This is a genomic window from Sphingomonas aurantiaca, from assembly GCF_003050705.1.
GTDB lineage: Bacteria > Pseudomonadota > Alphaproteobacteria > Sphingomonadales > Sphingomonadaceae > Sphingomonas > Sphingomonas aurantiaca.
Map to the genome: position 1 here is coordinate 904,190 of NZ_QAOG01000001.1, position 14,860 is coordinate 919,049.

14 protein-coding genes are annotated in these 14,860 nt (G+C 68.0%); 12 read left to right on the top strand and 2 right to left on the bottom strand.

The window, feature by feature from the left end:
- Positions 1-12: 12 nt before the first annotated feature.
- A complete protein-coding gene (locus C8J26_RS04195) occupies positions 13-921 on the bottom strand; it encodes a 2-hydroxyacid dehydrogenase (protein ID WP_107956806.1) in 909 nt (302 codons plus the stop codon).
- 54 nt (positions 922-975) lie between these two features.
- Between C8J26_RS04195 and ruvB the strand changes: the two genes are divergently transcribed.
- From ruvB to C8J26_RS04230, 7 genes are all read left to right on the top strand, one after another.
- Positions 976-2,001: a Holliday junction branch migration DNA helicase RuvB gene (gene ruvB, locus C8J26_RS04200; protein ID WP_056411819.1), complete on the top strand. Its 1,026-nt coding sequence runs from the start codon at positions 976-978 to the stop codon at positions 1,999-2,001.
- A gap of 222 nt (positions 2,002-2,223) precedes the next feature.
- The gene (ptsP, locus tag C8J26_RS04205; protein WP_107956807.1) at positions 2,224-4,497 is read left to right on the top strand and encodes a phosphoenolpyruvate--protein phosphotransferase; all 2,274 of its coding nucleotides are present in this window, start codon (positions 2,224-2,226) and stop codon (positions 4,495-4,497) included.
- A 110-nt stretch (positions 4,498-4,607) separates the two neighbouring features.
- The gene (locus tag C8J26_RS04210; RefSeq protein WP_107956808.1) at positions 4,608-5,570 is read left to right on the top strand and encodes a helix-turn-helix domain-containing protein; all 963 of its coding nucleotides are present in this window, start codon (positions 4,608-4,610) and stop codon (positions 5,568-5,570) included.
- A 110-nt stretch (positions 5,571-5,680) separates the two neighbouring features.
- Positions 5,681-6,607 (top strand): tetratricopeptide repeat protein, encoded by a 927-nt coding sequence (locus C8J26_RS04215; RefSeq protein WP_107956809.1) that lies wholly within the window; start codon positions 5,681-5,683, stop codon positions 6,605-6,607.
- Between the two features lie 193 nt (positions 6,608-6,800).
- Positions 6,801-7,769, top strand: a complete 969-nt coding sequence (gene tilS / locus C8J26_RS04220) for a tRNA lysidine(34) synthetase TilS (protein WP_107956810.1) — start codon at positions 6,801-6,803, stop codon at positions 7,767-7,769.
- A 104-nt stretch (positions 7,770-7,873) separates the two neighbouring features.
- Positions 7,874-9,862 carry an ATP-dependent zinc metalloprotease FtsH gene (gene ftsH / locus C8J26_RS04225; protein WP_056411807.1) on the top strand — a complete coding sequence of 663 codons (1,989 nt, stop codon included), beginning with the start codon at positions 7,874-7,876 and terminating at the stop codon, positions 9,860-9,862.
- Between the two features lie 63 nt (positions 9,863-9,925).
- Entirely contained in the window at positions 9,926-10,309 is a 384-nt protein-coding gene (locus tag C8J26_RS04230) for a hypothetical protein (RefSeq protein WP_234422570.1), read from the top strand.
- A 513-nt stretch (positions 10,310-10,822) separates the two neighbouring features.
- On the opposite strand, the gene C8J26_RS04235 is transcribed toward C8J26_RS04230, so the two are convergent.
- Positions 10,823-11,923: a DUF3667 domain-containing protein gene (locus C8J26_RS04235; protein ID WP_107956811.1), complete on the bottom strand. Its 1,101-nt coding sequence runs from the start codon at positions 11,921-11,923 to the stop codon at positions 10,823-10,825.
- Between the two features lie 77 nt (positions 11,924-12,000).
- Between C8J26_RS04235 and C8J26_RS04240 the strand changes: the two genes are divergently transcribed.
- Genes C8J26_RS04240 through rsfS form a run of 5 tightly spaced genes read left to right on the top strand, consistent with a single transcriptional unit; the run spans position 12,001 to position 14,850 of the window.
- The gene (locus C8J26_RS04240; RefSeq protein ID WP_107956812.1) at positions 12,001-13,263 is read left to right on the top strand and encodes a glutamate-5-semialdehyde dehydrogenase; all 1,263 of its coding nucleotides are present in this window, start codon (positions 12,001-12,003) and stop codon (positions 13,261-13,263) included.
- A 31-nt stretch (positions 13,264-13,294) separates the two neighbouring features.
- The gene (locus C8J26_RS04245) at positions 13,295-13,549 is read left to right on the top strand and encodes a CopG family ribbon-helix-helix protein (protein WP_107956813.1); all 255 of its coding nucleotides are present in this window, start codon (positions 13,295-13,297) and stop codon (positions 13,547-13,549) included.
- Entirely contained in the window at positions 13,546-13,830 is a 285-nt protein-coding gene (locus tag C8J26_RS04250; protein WP_082445033.1) for a type II toxin-antitoxin system RelE/ParE family toxin, read from the top strand. Before C8J26_RS04245 ends, C8J26_RS04250 begins: the two co-directional genes overlap by 4 nt.
- Complete coding sequence (locus C8J26_RS04255; protein ID WP_107956814.1) at positions 13,827-14,441, top strand: nicotinate-nucleotide adenylyltransferase; 615 nt, start codon at positions 13,827-13,829, stop codon at positions 14,439-14,441. Before C8J26_RS04250 ends, C8J26_RS04255 begins: the two co-directional genes overlap by 4 nt.
- Position 14,442: 1 nt before the next feature.
- Positions 14,443-14,850, top strand: a complete 408-nt coding sequence (gene rsfS / locus C8J26_RS04260; protein WP_055873704.1) for a ribosome silencing factor — start codon at positions 14,443-14,445, stop codon at positions 14,848-14,850.
- Positions 14,851-14,860: the final 10 nt, after the last annotated feature.

Here is a 14,860-nt window from a genome sequence, read left to right on the forward strand (position 1 = left end):
CCAGGTCGGTCCCTATAGCGGGGTGAGCGGGGGCGATCCGGCGAAATGCGCGTCGAGATTGGCGACGACCAGCGCGGCCATGTCGGCGCGGGCGACGACCGTGCCGCTGCCCTGGTGCGGCGACAGCACGACCTGCTCCATCGCTACCAGCGCATCGGGCACGACCGGTTCGTCGGCAAACACGTCGAGCCCTGCACCCGCGATCGCCCCCGACCGCAGCGCCGCGACCAGCGCGGGCTCGTCGACCAGGCTGCCGCGCGCGATGTTCACCAGGATGCTGTCGGGCCCGAGCGCGGCGAGAACGGCGGCATCGACGATATGCCGCGTCGCCGCGCCGCCGGGGGCCGCGAGGATCAGCACGTCGCACGCGGCGGCGAGCGACGCGATATCGGCATGGAACACGCCCTCGACATCGGTCTTCGCGGTGCGCGCGGTGTAGTGGAGTTCGCGCGCGAACGGCCGGGCGCGGGCAGCGATCGCCTTGCCGATCTGGCCGAGTCCATAGATGCCGATCCGGCGACCGCTCGCGCGCCGCGCCAACGGCACCTGCCAGCCGCCTTGGCGCACCGCCCGGTCGTTCGCGACGATCCGCCGCTGCACCGCCAGCATCAGCCCGATCGCGAGGTCCGCGACGTCGTCGGTCAGCACGTCGGGCGTGGTCGTCACCACGACGCCGCGCGCGCGCGTTGCGGCGAGGTCGATCCCGTCATGGCCGACGCCGTGGATCGCGACGATCTCCAGCGCGGGCAGGCGATCGAGCAGCGGCGCATCCACCACGCTCGTCCCGCCGCCGACGATCGCCCGCGTCGTTACGGGCGGATCCGCCCGGTGCAGCGTGAAGCGCGCGGCCAGCGCCGCCTCCAGCGCGGACGAGACTCCCGACAGCAGATATAAATCGGGGCGTGTGCGATTGTCGGTCATCGCACCGCCATAGCCGCCTTGCCCCCTTCACCGCGAGCGCGCTATCGCGAGCGGGTGACCGATACAGACCGCATCCTTAACGCCGAAAAGCGTCCCGAAGACGTCGACGCGGCGCTGCGCCCGAAGAACCTTGATGAATTCGTCGGGCAGAAGGCGGCGCGGGAAAATCTGCGCATCTTCATCCAGGCGGCCAAATCGCGCGGCGATGCGCTGGATCACGTGCTGTTCTTCGGGCCGCCGGGGCTCGGCAAGACGACGCTCGCGCAGATCGTCGCGCGCGAGATGGGTGTGGGATTCCGCGCCACCTCGGGGCCGGTGATCGCCAAGTCGGGCGATCTCGCCGCGCTGCTGACCAATCTCGAGGATGGCGACGTGCTGTTCATCGACGAGATCCACCGGTTGCAGCCCGCGGTCGAGGAAGTGCTCTACCCGGCGATGGAGGACCGCGCGCTCGACCTGATGATCGGCGAGGGGCCCAGCGCGCGCTCGGTACGGATCGACCTGCCGCGGTTCACGCTGATCGGCGCGACGACGCGGCAGGGGCTGCTGACGACGCCGTTGCGCGATCGCTTCGGCATCCCGGTGCGGCTGCAATTCTATACCGTCGAGGAACTGGAGCGGGTCGTCTCGCGCGCCGCCGGGCTGTTGGGGCTCGGCATCGCCAAGGACGGCGCGATGGAGGTCGCGCGCCGTTCGCGCGGGACGCCGCGGATCGCCGGGCGGTTGCTGCGGCGCGTGCGCGATTTCGCCAATGTCGCGGGGCACGAGACGGTCGATGCGCGCGCGGCCGACGCGGCGCTCAACCGGCTCGAGGTCGATTCGCTCGGGCTCGATGCGATGGATCGGCGCTATCTGATGATGATCGCGGACATTTATCGCGGCGGCCCGGTCGGCGTCGAGACGCTGGCGGCGGGTCTTAGCGAACCGCGCGACACGATCGAGGAGGTGATCGAGCCGTATCTGATCCAGCTCGGCCTGATCGCGCGCACCGCGCGCGGCCGGTTCCTGAACGCGGGCGGGTGGAAGCATCTCGGCCTGAACCCGCCGGCCGGAAGCCAGGACGGCCTGTTCGACGCGTAGCCAGCGCTGCCCCACCCCCAATGTGTCCCCGCGAAGGCGGGGACCCAGACTGGGCTCCCGCCTTCGCGGGAGAACAAGGGGGCAGGGGGAGCGGTGCAGGATACCGAGCTGCACTGCACCACGCCTCGTTGTAAGAAAACGCATCATCGGATCGCTCGCGCTTGTGCCAGGCATCGCTTTTGTTGCGTGGCACCCAAGCCGTTCATCTGGTAGCCAACGCGAATGCCCCTTTCGGCCGCCGCCTCCGCCCGCGAAATCCTCACCAGCCTTCACGACGTGATGGCCGCGCGCACGTCTGCGCAAGCCAAGCTCAATTCGGTCGTCGGCATCATCGCCACCGCGATCCACAGCGAGGTCTGTTCGATCTACCTGTTGCGCGAAGGCGTGCTCGAACTGTTCGCCACGCGCGGCCTCGATCAGGCGGCGGTTCATGTCACCAAGCTCGCGCTTGGCGAGGGGCTCGTCGGCACGATCGCCGAAGATGTCGAGGTGCTCAATCTCGACGAGGCCGCGAGCCATCCCGATTTCGCCTACAAGCCCGAGACCGGCGAGGACCGGTTCCACAGCTTTGCCGGCGTGCCGATCATCCGCCGCGAGCGGTCGGTCGGCGTGCTCGCCGTCCAGCACACCGATCGCCGCAAATATGCCGATGTCGAGATCGAGGCGTTGCAGACGGTCGCGATGGTGCTCTCCGAACTGATCGCCAATGCGGGGCTCATCGACACCACCGGCGGCGGCGCGGATCGGCCGCAGTCGACCGCGGCGATGCGCATCCCCGGCCAGAAGCTGGTCGACGGGATGGGCGCGGGGTTCGCGGTGTATCACCAGCCGCGCATCCACATCGAACATACCGTCGCCGAGGATACCGATGCCGAGCGGCACCGCGTCTATGCGGCGTTCGACAAGATGCGCGAAGGCATCGACCGGATGACTCGCGAGGCGGAGTTCGGCGTCGGCGGCGAGCATGTCGAAGTGCTCCAGACCTACAAGATGTTCGCCTATGACGAGGGCTGGGCACGGCGCATCAACGAGGCGATCGATTCGGGCCTGACCGCGGAGGCGGCGATCGAGCGCGTCCAGCAGCGCACCCGCCAGCGCATGCGCCAGATCGATGATCCGCTGCTCGCCGATCGTATGCATGATCTGGAGGACCTGTCGAACCGGTTGCTCCGCATCGTGTCGGGCCAGATGGGCACCGCGGCGCAGATGGGGCTGCGCCAGGACACGATCCTGATCGCACGCAACCTGGGCCCCGCCGAGCTGCTCGAATATGACAAGAGGCGGCTGAAGGGCGTGATCCTCGAAGAGGGATCCCTGACCGCGCATGTCACGATCGTCGCGCGCGCGATGGGCGTGCCGGTGCTCGGCCGGGTCCGCGACATCCGCCGGCTGGTGGCCGAAGGCGACATGCTGCTGCTCGACAGCGCCGAGAGCAATGTGTTCGCACGGCCCTCGGCGGCGATGGAGGAGGCGTTCGACACACGGCTGGCGATGCGGCAGAAGCGCAAGGCGGCGTTCGCGGCGCTGCGCGACGTGCCGCCGGTCACCAAGGACGGCCACCGCCTGACCGTAATGGTCAATGCCGGGCTGCGCGACGATGTCGCCGCACTCGACGTGACCGGCGCGGACGGGATCGGGCTGTTCCGCACCGAGTTCCAGTTTCTCGTCTCGTCGACGCTGCCGCAGCGCGAACGCCAGCACCGGCTGTACCGCGAGGTGCTCGACGCGGCGGGCGACCGCCCGGTGATCTTCCGCACCGTCGATATCGGCGGCGACAAGGCGCTGCCCTATCTCAACAAGGAAGACGTCGACGAGGAGAACCCGGCGATGGGCTGGCGCGCGCTGCGCCTCGGCCTCGAACGCGACGGGTTGATGAAGGTACAGGCACGCGCGTTGCTCGAAGCTGCCGCCGGCCGGACGCTCAACGTGATGTTTCCGATGGTCAGCGAGCCATGGGAGTTCGACGAGGCGCGTGCGCTATTCGAGGCGCAGCGCCACTGGCTCGAGGGGCGCGGGCGCAAGCTGCCGCTCGCGATCCGCTATGGCGCGATGCTCGAAGTGCCCGCGCTCGCCGAGATGCTCGACGTGCTGCTGCCGCGAATCGAGTTCCTGTCGATCGGCACCAACGACCTGACGCAGTTCCTGTTCGCGGCCGATCGCGCCAACCCCAAGCTCGCCGAGCGCTATGACTGGCTCAGCCCGTCGATCCTGCGCTTCATCGCGCGGCTGGTGCCGCCGACACGCGCGGCGGGGGTCGATCTGGCGGTGTGCGGCGAGATGGGCGGGCGACCGCTCGAGGCGATGGCGCTGATCGGACTGGGGATCGAGCGGCTGTCGATCACCCCCGCCGCGGTCGGCCCGATCAAGGCGATGACGCGCTCGCTCGATCGCGGCGCGCTCACCGCATACATGACAGCACTGCTGGCGGATCCGCCGCGTGACATGCGCGGCGCCTTGACCGCCTGGGCGACCGAAAACGACGTCGAAATCGTCTGAGCGCCCGAAAGCTGGGGTTCTGTGCCGTGTGCGCGTTGACACAGCTAGGGCCCTCTGAAAGACGGGGGACATAACCGGCAACGTCACGCCGCCCGGCTTCGGAGACAAGAATGGACGAGGTCGAAACCGGCCAGAACGCTGCGCCCGCTGTACCAGAGCGTGCTGGCGACATTCTTCGGAACAGCCGCGAATCGCAGGGGTTGAGCGTCGCGGATATCGCCGCGAGGACGCGCGTGCCGCTACGGCATCTCGAGGCGATCGAGGCATCCGACTATAGCGCGCTGCCGTCGTCCACCTATGCGGTCGGCTTCACGCGCGCCTATGCGCGCGCGGTCGGCGTCGATGAGGTCCGGATCGCGCAGATGGTCCGCGACGACGTCGCCAAACTCGGCCGCCGCACGCCCGAATACGAACCCTATGAGATGACCGACCCGTCGCGCGTACCCTCGCGCGGGGTAGCGATCGTCGCCTTGGGCCTCGCGATCGCGGTGCTGGTGCTGGTCGGCTTGTGGTACGGCACCGACATGTTCCGGGGATCGACCACGTCGTCGACCGCAGCGCCCGTCGCCGAGACCGCGCCGAACCCCGCCGCGCAGACCGCGCAACCCGTCCCCGCGCCGGCGACCCCGGCCAACGGACAGGTCACGCTGACCGCCTCGGATGAGGTGTGGATGCGCGTGTACGATGCCGACAACAAGACGCTGTACCTCGGCACGATGAAGTCGGGCGAGAAGTTCGACGTGCCCAAGGATGCGAAGGATCCGATGATCAACATCGGCCGCGCGGACAAGCTGGTGGTGACGCTCAACGGCTCGGCCGCACCCGCGCTCGGCACTGGCGAGCGCGCGATCAAGGACGTGCGCATCGGCGCGCCGGCGATCGCCGCGCGGATCGCGGGCACGCCCGGGCCGCAGGCCGCGCCGGCGGCTGCGACCACGGCATCTGCGCCTCGCGAGCGGTCGCGTCCCGGCCGTCCGCGGACGCAGCGCCGTCCGCTGAGCGAGACGCAGCGCGCCAATCTGGATGCAGCCGCCACGCCCCCGCCTGCCGCTACGGCAACGCCCGATCAGTAAGTCTCGCTCGGGGATGGACATGGGCCATCGCCGGGGTCTTAAGGCTGGCGACAGGATGGGTAGTGCAGCTATACCCGGACGATTAACCAATCCACCGGGGGGTGTGGCCCATGCGTAAGTCAATTCTGATCGGCGTCTGCCTCGCGGCGCTCGCGCCCGCCGCGCTCTCCACGGGGGCGCAGGCACAAAATGTCGAGGGCCGTGTCGGCAAGCTCGAAAGCGAAATGCGCGCGGTCCAGCGGAAAGTCTTTCCGGGCGGCGCGGGGCAGATGCTCCAGCCCGAAGTCCGCGCGCCGCAGAGCGAGCAGGGCCCGGGGCCGGGCTCGCCCGCGACGAGCGCGCTGGCCGATGTGAACCAGCGCGTCACCTCGCTCGAGCAGCAGATGACCTCGCTGACCGAGCAGATCGAGCAGAACCAGAACCGCACGCGCCAGTTGCAGGATGCGTTCGACAATTATCGCCGCTCGAACGATGCGCGCGTGAAGATGCTCGAGGCCGGCCCCGCGCCGATCGCGGCAGGCGGCCCGATCGACTCCGACGACACGTCGAGCGGTCCTGCACGCCCGTCGACGCGTCCGGAAACCGCGAGCCGCCCCGGCGCCGCACCCGCCCCGACCAAGGTCTCGGTCGAGAAGCCTTCGACCGGCGATCCGGCGGAGGACGAGTATATGTATGGCTACCGGCTATGGTCGGCCAAGCAATACCCGCAGGCGGAGGCGCAGCTGAAGAAGGTCGTCGCCGAATATCCCAAGAGCAAGCGCGCGAGCTATGCGCAGAACCTGCTGGGTCGCGCCTATCTGGACGAGGGCAAGCCGAGCCTCGCATCGATGGCGTTCTACGACAATTACAAGAAGATGCCCGATGGCGAGCGTGCGCCCGACAGCCTGTTGTATCTGGGGCAGGCGCTGACCAAGCTCAACAAGCCCGCCGATGCCTGCAAGGTGTATGACGAGCTGAACGACGTCTATGGTGCGAAGATGGCGGCGGCGATGAAGGGGCAGGTTGCCGCCGGACGCGCCGCGGCGAAGTGCAAGTAAGCCAGCGCCCGATGGTCATGCGTAATTGCCTGTTCGTGACGTCGGGTCGTGCACCAGCACCACCCCGGCGAAGGCCGGGGCCCAATTGGGAAAGCCGGCATAACGGCGTGCTGCGCTCCGTCATCACCGTCCCCCAATTGGGACCCGGCCTGCGCAGGGGGGGTGGACTTCTCGTTATGATGGCCAACCGCGCATGACCGAGGAAGGCCGCCGTTTCGCCGCCGACTATGCACGGCTGGCAGGCGATATCGTCAACCCGCTGCTCGCCGTATCGGGTGGCCCGGACAGCATGGCGATGCTCACGCTCGCGCACGAGGCGCTTGCCCCCGGCTTCACGGTCGCCAGCATCGACCACCGCCTCCGCCCCGAAGCGGTCGAGGAATCGGCGATGGTCGCCGCGCACTGTGCCACGCTCGGCATCCCCCACACCACGCTCGCGCCGAGCGAGCCGATCACCGGCGCCAGTATCCAGGCGCAGGCGCGCACCACGCGCTACGCTTTGCTCACCGATCACGCGCGCGCGATCGGGGCGGGGGGGCTCGTGACCGGCCACCACGCCGACGACCAGGCCGAGACCTTCCTGATGCGCGCCGCGCGTGGGTCGGGGCTCGCCGGGCTGGCGGGCGTCCGCGCGCGCACCGAAGTTCACGGCGTCACGGTCATCCGCCCGCTGCTCGACTGGCGCCGCGCCGAACTTCGGGCGATCGTCCGCCGGGGCGAAGTGCCGTTTTTCGACGACCCCTCGAACCATGACGACCGCCACGATCGCACGCGCTTCCGCCGGTTGCTCGGCGACAACGAGTGGCTCGGCACGCCCAACCTCGCGCGCGCCGCGGCTGCGCTGGCCGAGACCGACACCGACGTCCGTGCGATGGTCGACTGGATCTGGGCCGACCGCGCCAAGGTCGGCGGCGGTGAGGTCAAGCTCGCGGTCGACAGGCTGCCGCGCGAAATCCTGCGCCGTCTCGCGCGCCGCGCGATCGGCACGGTGCGCGCCGAGGCGGGGATCGCTGCGCCCGAATGGACCGAGGCCGCCAATATCGAAAAGCTGCTCGACTCGCTGATGGCGGGCAAGCGCACCACGCAGGCGGGGATCATCGCGAGCGTGCGCGGCAATGTTTGGCGGTTCCGCGAGGCGCCGCCGCGGCGGGCGCCTGCCTGAACCACGTAGCGGTTCGTTCACACTGATCACCACAAGTCGCGTCTTGTTCCATTGCCATTAACCTGCGCGCGCTTATCTTGTGCGCTGAAAGGTATCGTGCACCCATGAGCGACAACGACAACCGCGGTCAGAAGCCCCAGGGCCCCGGCAACGGCGGCCCCGAGAATGGCGGCGGCAATCCCTGGATGAAGAGCCTGTTGATCTGGGTCGGCATCCTGCTCGCGCTGGCGCTGTTCGTGACCATGTTCGACGGCCGCACCGCGGCGTCGGGTGGTAACACGATCGCCTATTCGGCGTTCCTCGACAAGGTCGACGAGGGCACCGTCAAGGACGTCAACATCTCCCGCGACATCATCTCGGGCACGCTGTCGAGCGGGGAGAAGTTCAAATCCTATCCGATCCAGGATTCGACGCTCGTGCCGAAGCTGCGCGAGAAGGGCGTCTCGATCAGCGCGAAGCCCGAAGAGGGGCCGTCGATGCTGGCGCTGCTGCTGTATCAGTCGCTGCCGTTCCTGCTGTTCCTCGGCATCGCGTTCTTCGTGCTGAAGCAGATGCAGAAGAATTCCGGCTCGGGCGCGATGGGCTTCGGTAAAAGCCGCGCGAAGATGCTCACGCAGAAGGAAGGCAAGGTCACCTTCCAGGACGTCGCGGGCATCGATGAAGCCCGCGAGGAGCTGGAGGAGATCGTCGAGTTCCTGAAGGACCCAACCAAGTTCGCCCGCCTCGGCGGCAAGATCCCCAAGGGCGCGTTGCTGGTCGGTTCGCCCGGTACCGGCAAGACGCTGCTCGCCCGCGCGATCGCAGGCGAGGCGGGGGTGCCGTTCTTCACGATCTCGGGGTCCGATTTCGTCGAGATGTTCGTCGGCGTCGGCGCGAGCCGAGTCCGCGACATGTTCGAGCAGGCCAAGAAGTCCGCACCGTGCATCGTCTTCATCGACGAAATCGATGCGGTCGGTCGCCATCGTGGCGCGGGCCTCGGCAACGGCAATGACGAGCGCGAGCAGACGCTGAACCAGCTGCTGGTCGAGATGGACGGCTTCGAGGCGAACGAAGGGATCATCATCATCGCCGCGACCAACCGTCCCGACGTGCTCGACCCCGCGCTGCTGCGTCCGGGCCGCTTCGATCGCCAGGTCGTCGTGCCTCGCCCGGATATCGAGGGCCGGATCAAGATCCTCGAAGTGCACATGAAGAAGGTGCCGCTCGCCCCCGACGTCGACGCCCGCGTCATCGCACGCGGTACGCCGGGCTTCTCGGGTGCCGATCTCGCCAACCTCGTCAACGAGGCGGCGCTGCACGCGGCGCGCAAGGGCAAGCGTCTGGTGGCGATGGCCGAGTTCGAGGAGGCGAAGGACAAGGTCATGATGGGCGCCGAGCGTCGCTCCATGGTCATGACCGACGACGAGAAGCGGATGACCGCGTATCACGAGGCCGGGCATGCCGTCGTCGCGATGCACGAGGCTGCATCGGATCCGATCCACAAGGCGACGATCATCCCGCGCGGTCGTGCGCTTGGCATGGTCATGCGTCTGCCTGAGCGGGACAGCTACAGCTATCACCGCGACAAGATGTACGCCAACCTCGCGGTGTCGATGGGCGGCCGCGTCGCCGAGGAAGTGATCTTCGGCTACGATAAGGTTTCGTCAGGCGCGAGCGGCGACATCCAGTATGCCACGGGTCTGGCGCGCGACATGGTCACGCGCTGGGGCATGTCGGACAAGGTCGGACCGCTCGAATATGGCGAGCCTGAGGGTGAATCGTTCCTCGGCTATTCGTCGAGCCGTCCGTCGCGCATGTCGAACCAGACCGCGCAGCTGATCGACGACGAGATCAAGCGGATCGTCGAAGGTGGTCTCGACCGCGCCAAGCAGGTGCTGAGCGATCACGTCGATCAGCTCCACACGGTGGCGGGCGCGCTGCTCGAATTCGAGACGCTGACCGGCGACGAGATCAAGAAGCTTATCGCGGGCGAGGATCTCGACCGTCCGGATCCGGGCGCGAAGGCATCGAACGTCCCGCGTGCGGGCACGTCGATCCCGAAGACGCGGCGTCCCAACGGGCCGTTCGGCACGCCGACCCCTCTGGGCGCCTGATCCGGTTCACCGGTTAGTCAGCTAAACTGCTCCATGGGCGGTCTTTTCTCGGAAAGGCCGCCCATGTCGTATTCGCAGTCGAAGGCTGTAGTCGCTGCACTGCTGATCGCCGGCGTCGCGTTGCCCGCGCATGCGGCGATGACCGTCGGCACCTTCCTGTCGCGCGCCAACGCGCTCCGCGAGCAGGGGCCGATGGCGTTCATGTCGCCCGAGCTTCCCGCGTTGAAGGCCGAGGCGAAGGCCGCGACCAACCAGCTCAAGGCCGAACGCGCCGCGCGCGCCGCCGCGGGCAAACCACCGATCGCCTGCGTGCCGGAAGGCGAGTCGGTCGGCATCATGGACATGCTCGACGGCCTGAACGAACTCCCCGCCAGCTATCAGAAGCGTCCGCTGAAGGATGGGTATGCGCGAGTGTTGGCGAACCTGTACCCATGTGGGCGTGGGTGAGCCGTTCACGACGTTAGATCTGCCGCCCGGCGTAATCGGTCATCGAGCCTAGCCTGTCCCGGCGCCCGACCGTCATCGGCGTCCGACTGTCATCGGCGTCGACTGTCACCGACGCCCGACGGTCACCGGACCCCGACGGTCACCGGCGCCCGACGGTCACCGGACCCCGACCGTTACGGGCTCTCGACGGTCTTGGCTTCCGATGGCCACCGCCCCCTACCGTCATCTGCCGCCGTTCGTCACCGGCCCCGTTCGTTACCGATCTTCGTCCGTCCCCGGCTTGCATCGGTAACCGCCCCCCGTACGTCACCCCAGCGAAAGCTGGGGTCTCCCGTTTGGCTCGCGACGTGGCTGCAACGGGAAGATCCCAGCTTTCGCTGGGATGACGAGGGGGCGGGCTGTTCCGGTGTCCAGGATAAGCAGCGGGCAGCGGGCGGGGACAGACGTCTAACAGGACAACCACACGCCAAAGGCCGCCAGCACGCCGCGGAGGATAATTGCGCTCCCCCCGGCTCAATCGGTCAACCCGTGCAGCAGCAGCAGGACGATAAACGCAACCAGCACGGTGAATGCGAACGTCAGCAGTGCCACCGTCCGCCACGCCGCCGCGCGCTTGCGCAGCTCATACGCGCCGCGCAACTGCGCGAACATGTGGACCGGCGGGACCACCAGCGCGGCCAGCCGCAGCGTCGGATCGGGCACGCCGACGACATGCCCGACGATCAGCACGATCGTCAGCAGCATCATGAACGCGATTGAATAGGTCACGAAGATCGCGTGGTCGTACAGGAGATATCGGCGGCGCCACAGGAACAGCAGCGCCACGAACGGCACCGATAGCGGGATCAGCCCCCAGCTATATTTATACGCGCTGCTCTGGAGCTTGTAGATCATCAGGCCGGGATTGGCGTTGGCCTTGGCGATGCCGTGATCGAGCCGCGCCCACCCCGTCTTGAACCCGAGATCGACGACCGGCTCCGAGCTGCCGCCGCGCTTGATGGTCGTGGCGATATCGAGCGCGCGCAGCGTGGTCCGCAGCGTCGCCGCGCGCTGGTCGAGTTCGGCGACGGATGGGCCCGAATAGGCCGGGTCGCGTGTCGCGGCCGCGCGTTGCGCCTCGACCACGCCCAGCGAGGTCCGCATCTTGGCGGTTTCGCGGGCATAGTCGGAGAGCTGGGTAGGGCGTTCATCGTTGACGATCGTGTCCGCAAGCTCGCCGCCGACCAAGCCGATCGTCGCGAACATCAGGAAGACGGTGAACAGGAACAGCGCGAGCGGCGACACGAACCGCGCGCGCTCGCCGTTGACGTAGCGTCGCGTGAGCGTGCCGGGATGGAGGATCAGCAGCGGCAAGGTGCGCCAGATCTTGCCCTCGAAATGGAAGACGCCATGCGCGATCTCATGCCCGATCCCGCCGAGCGAGCGGTGGACGTGCGCCGACTGGCCGCAGGCTTGGCAATACGCGCCGAGCAATCGCGTCCCGCAATTGAGACAGAGCGCATCGTCCGTGCTGCCCATAGGCGGCCGATGCGGTTCGCCCGCGCCTTTTTCTACCGCGCGCGCGACCAGCGCCCCCGTGGCGATATCCGCCGCCGCTCCGATATCTCCGGTCATGCTGCCCCCCTGCAATATCGGGAGCGTAACGAGTTCGTGGCGTTGGCGCGAGGGGCTTCGCATGCTAGCGCGCGGGCATGGACGCTGCAGCAAATCCGACCGACCTGATCGCCGAAATGGGCCGCCGCGCGCGCGCTGCCGCGCTGGTGCTGGCGTCCCTGCCGACCGCGCGGAAAGCCGCCGCGCTGGCGTTGGCGGCGGAGTCGGTCCGCGCGGCGTCTGCGGAAATCCTGGCAGCGAATGCGGTGGACATGGCGCGTGCGACCGAGTCCGGCCTGTCCGGCGCGTTGCTCGATCGGTTGCGGTTGGACTCAGGCCGGATCGCGGCGATGGCGGATGGCGTAGCGGCCGTCGCGGCGCTCGCCGATCCGGTCGGGCAAGTCATCGACTCGCGAGACCGACCCAACGGCCTCAAGCTGTCGCGCGTGCGCGTACCGATCGGCGTGATCGGCATCATCTACGAAAGCCGCCCCAACGTCACCGCGGATGCAGCCGCATTGTGCGTGATGGCCGGCAACGCCGCGATCCTGCGCGGCGGGTCCGAGGCGGTGGGGAGCAACCGCGCGATCCATGCGGCGCTCGTCGCGGGGCTGGAGGCGGGTGGGGTGCCCGCCGATGCGGTCCAACTCGTGCCGATCACCGATCGTGCCGCGGTCGGCGCGATGCTGGCGGCGGACGGGGTGATCGACCTGATCATCCCCCGCGGCGGCAAGAGCCTGGTCGCGCGCGTCCAGGCCGAGGCGCGCGTGCCGGTGCTCGCGCATCTCGACGGCATCAACCATGTCTATGTCGATGCGTCGGCGGACCCGGCGATGGCGGCGGCGGTCGTCGTCGATGCCAAGATGCGCCGCACGGGCGTATGCGGTTCGATGGAGACGCTGCTGATCCACCGGGCGTATCCCGACGCCGCGGCGCTGATCCGGCGTCTAGCCGATGCCGGTTGCATGGTGCGCGGCGACGCCGCGGCGCGCGCGCTCGCGCCCGACATCGCGGTCGCCGATACCGCGGACTGGGACACCGAATATCTCGACGCGATCGCCTCGGTCGCGATCGTCGACGACCTCGACGCGGCGGTCGCGCATATCGCCGGCCACGGCTCGCATCACACCGACGCGATCATCGCCGAGGACGCGGCCGTCGCCGAGCACTTCCTGACTGCCGTCGACAGCGCGATCGTCCTCTGGAACGCCTCCACCCAGTTCGCCGACGGCGGCGAGTTCGGGCTGGGCGCAGAGATCGGCATCGCCACCGGCCGCCTCCACGCCCGCGGCCCCGTCGCGCTGGAGGGGCTGACGACCTACAAATGGATCGGCCGCGGCACGGGTCAGGTGCGCGGTTGATGCGCTGTGTCGATCGGCGTAGCGTGAGGCCATGAACGCGTCCGTCTCGATCACGACTCCGCTCGATCCAGCCACCTTCGCGATGGTCGAGGAGCTCGCGAAGTATCGCGGTATCACCGGCGAAGAGTTCGCAGCCGAGGCAATCCGGGAGGCGGCCCAGCATCACGCCGATATGCGCGCTTTCATCCAGGCCGGAATAGACTCCGCCGATCGCGGCGAACTGATCAGCCAGGAAGAGATGGAAACCTGGTTCGAAGAGCGTGTCGCTGCTCGACGGCAAGGATGAGCCGCACGAGTTGGGCGGCCCTTGCGCGGATCGATCTAGCGCGGATCGATGATTTCAATGCACGACACGATCACGACTACGCCGATTTGGTCGGTCGCGCTGCGATCGCCGCGGGCAATTTCCTGGCCGATTTTCCCGCTGCAGGTCCGGTCGTTGATCGCGACGAACGAAAATGGCGTGTGCCCGAAACTGACTATGTCCTGATCTATCGCATCGTTCCCCATGGCGTCGAAATCCTCCGAGCGTTTCATGCGCGGGAGAATTGGCGGAAATATCCTTGACCCACGTCGGCATTCTCGGCGGGTCGTTCAACCCCGCGCACCGCGGCCATCGCGGGATCACGCTCGCGGCGGTCGACGCGCTCGCGCTCGACGAGGCGTGGTGGCTGGTGTCTCCCGGCAATCCGCTCAAGGACGCCGCGAACGACATGGCGCCGCTGGCCGCGCGTCTCGCCTCCGCACGGCGCATGGCCCGCCGCGCACCGATCCGCGCGACCGATATCGAGTCGCGGCTGCACACGCGCTACACGCTCGACACGATCCGCAAGCTCAAGCGGCGCTACCCCAAGGTCCGCTTCATCTGGCTGATGGGCGCGGACAATCTCGCGGACTTCCATCGGTGGAAGAACTGGCGCCAGATCGCCCGCGAGGTTCCGATTGCGGTAATCGCGCGTCCGGGATATGACGGGCGCGCCCTCGCGGCCCCCGCGATGGGTTGGCTGCGGCGCTTCCAACGGCGCACAGACCATGCGAAGAGCTGGACGACGTGGAGATTGCCGGCCCTCGTGCTGTTGCGCTTCCGACCCGACCCGACCTCCGCAACCGGCCTTCGTGCCAAAAATCCCGACTGGGTCCAGCACGTTGCTGGTCCGGTAGTTTTACCCAGGAGCTGACTTGGCCACTTCCCCTACTGCCCCTCGCGCGACCGACCCCGAAGAGGTTGAGGCGCTGCATCGCCTGATCCTCGCGTCGCTCGACGACGACCAGGCGGTCGAGACGATCTCGATCCCGCTCGCGGGCAAGACCAGCATCGCCGATTACATGGTGATCGCCAGCGGTCGTTCGACCCGCCAGGTCGCCTCGATGGCGCAGAAGCTGGCCGAGCGGATCAAGGCCGAGTTCAAGCGCCCGGTAAAGATCGAAGGCTTGCCGACCGCCGACTGGGTGCTGATCGACGCGACCGACATCATCGTCCACCTGTTCCGCCCCGAAGTCCGCAGCTTCTACAATCTGGAGCGGATGTGGGCGTTCGGCGACGCGCCGACGCCACCGGCGATGCCTACGTTTACCGACGAAGACTAAACCGACCCCG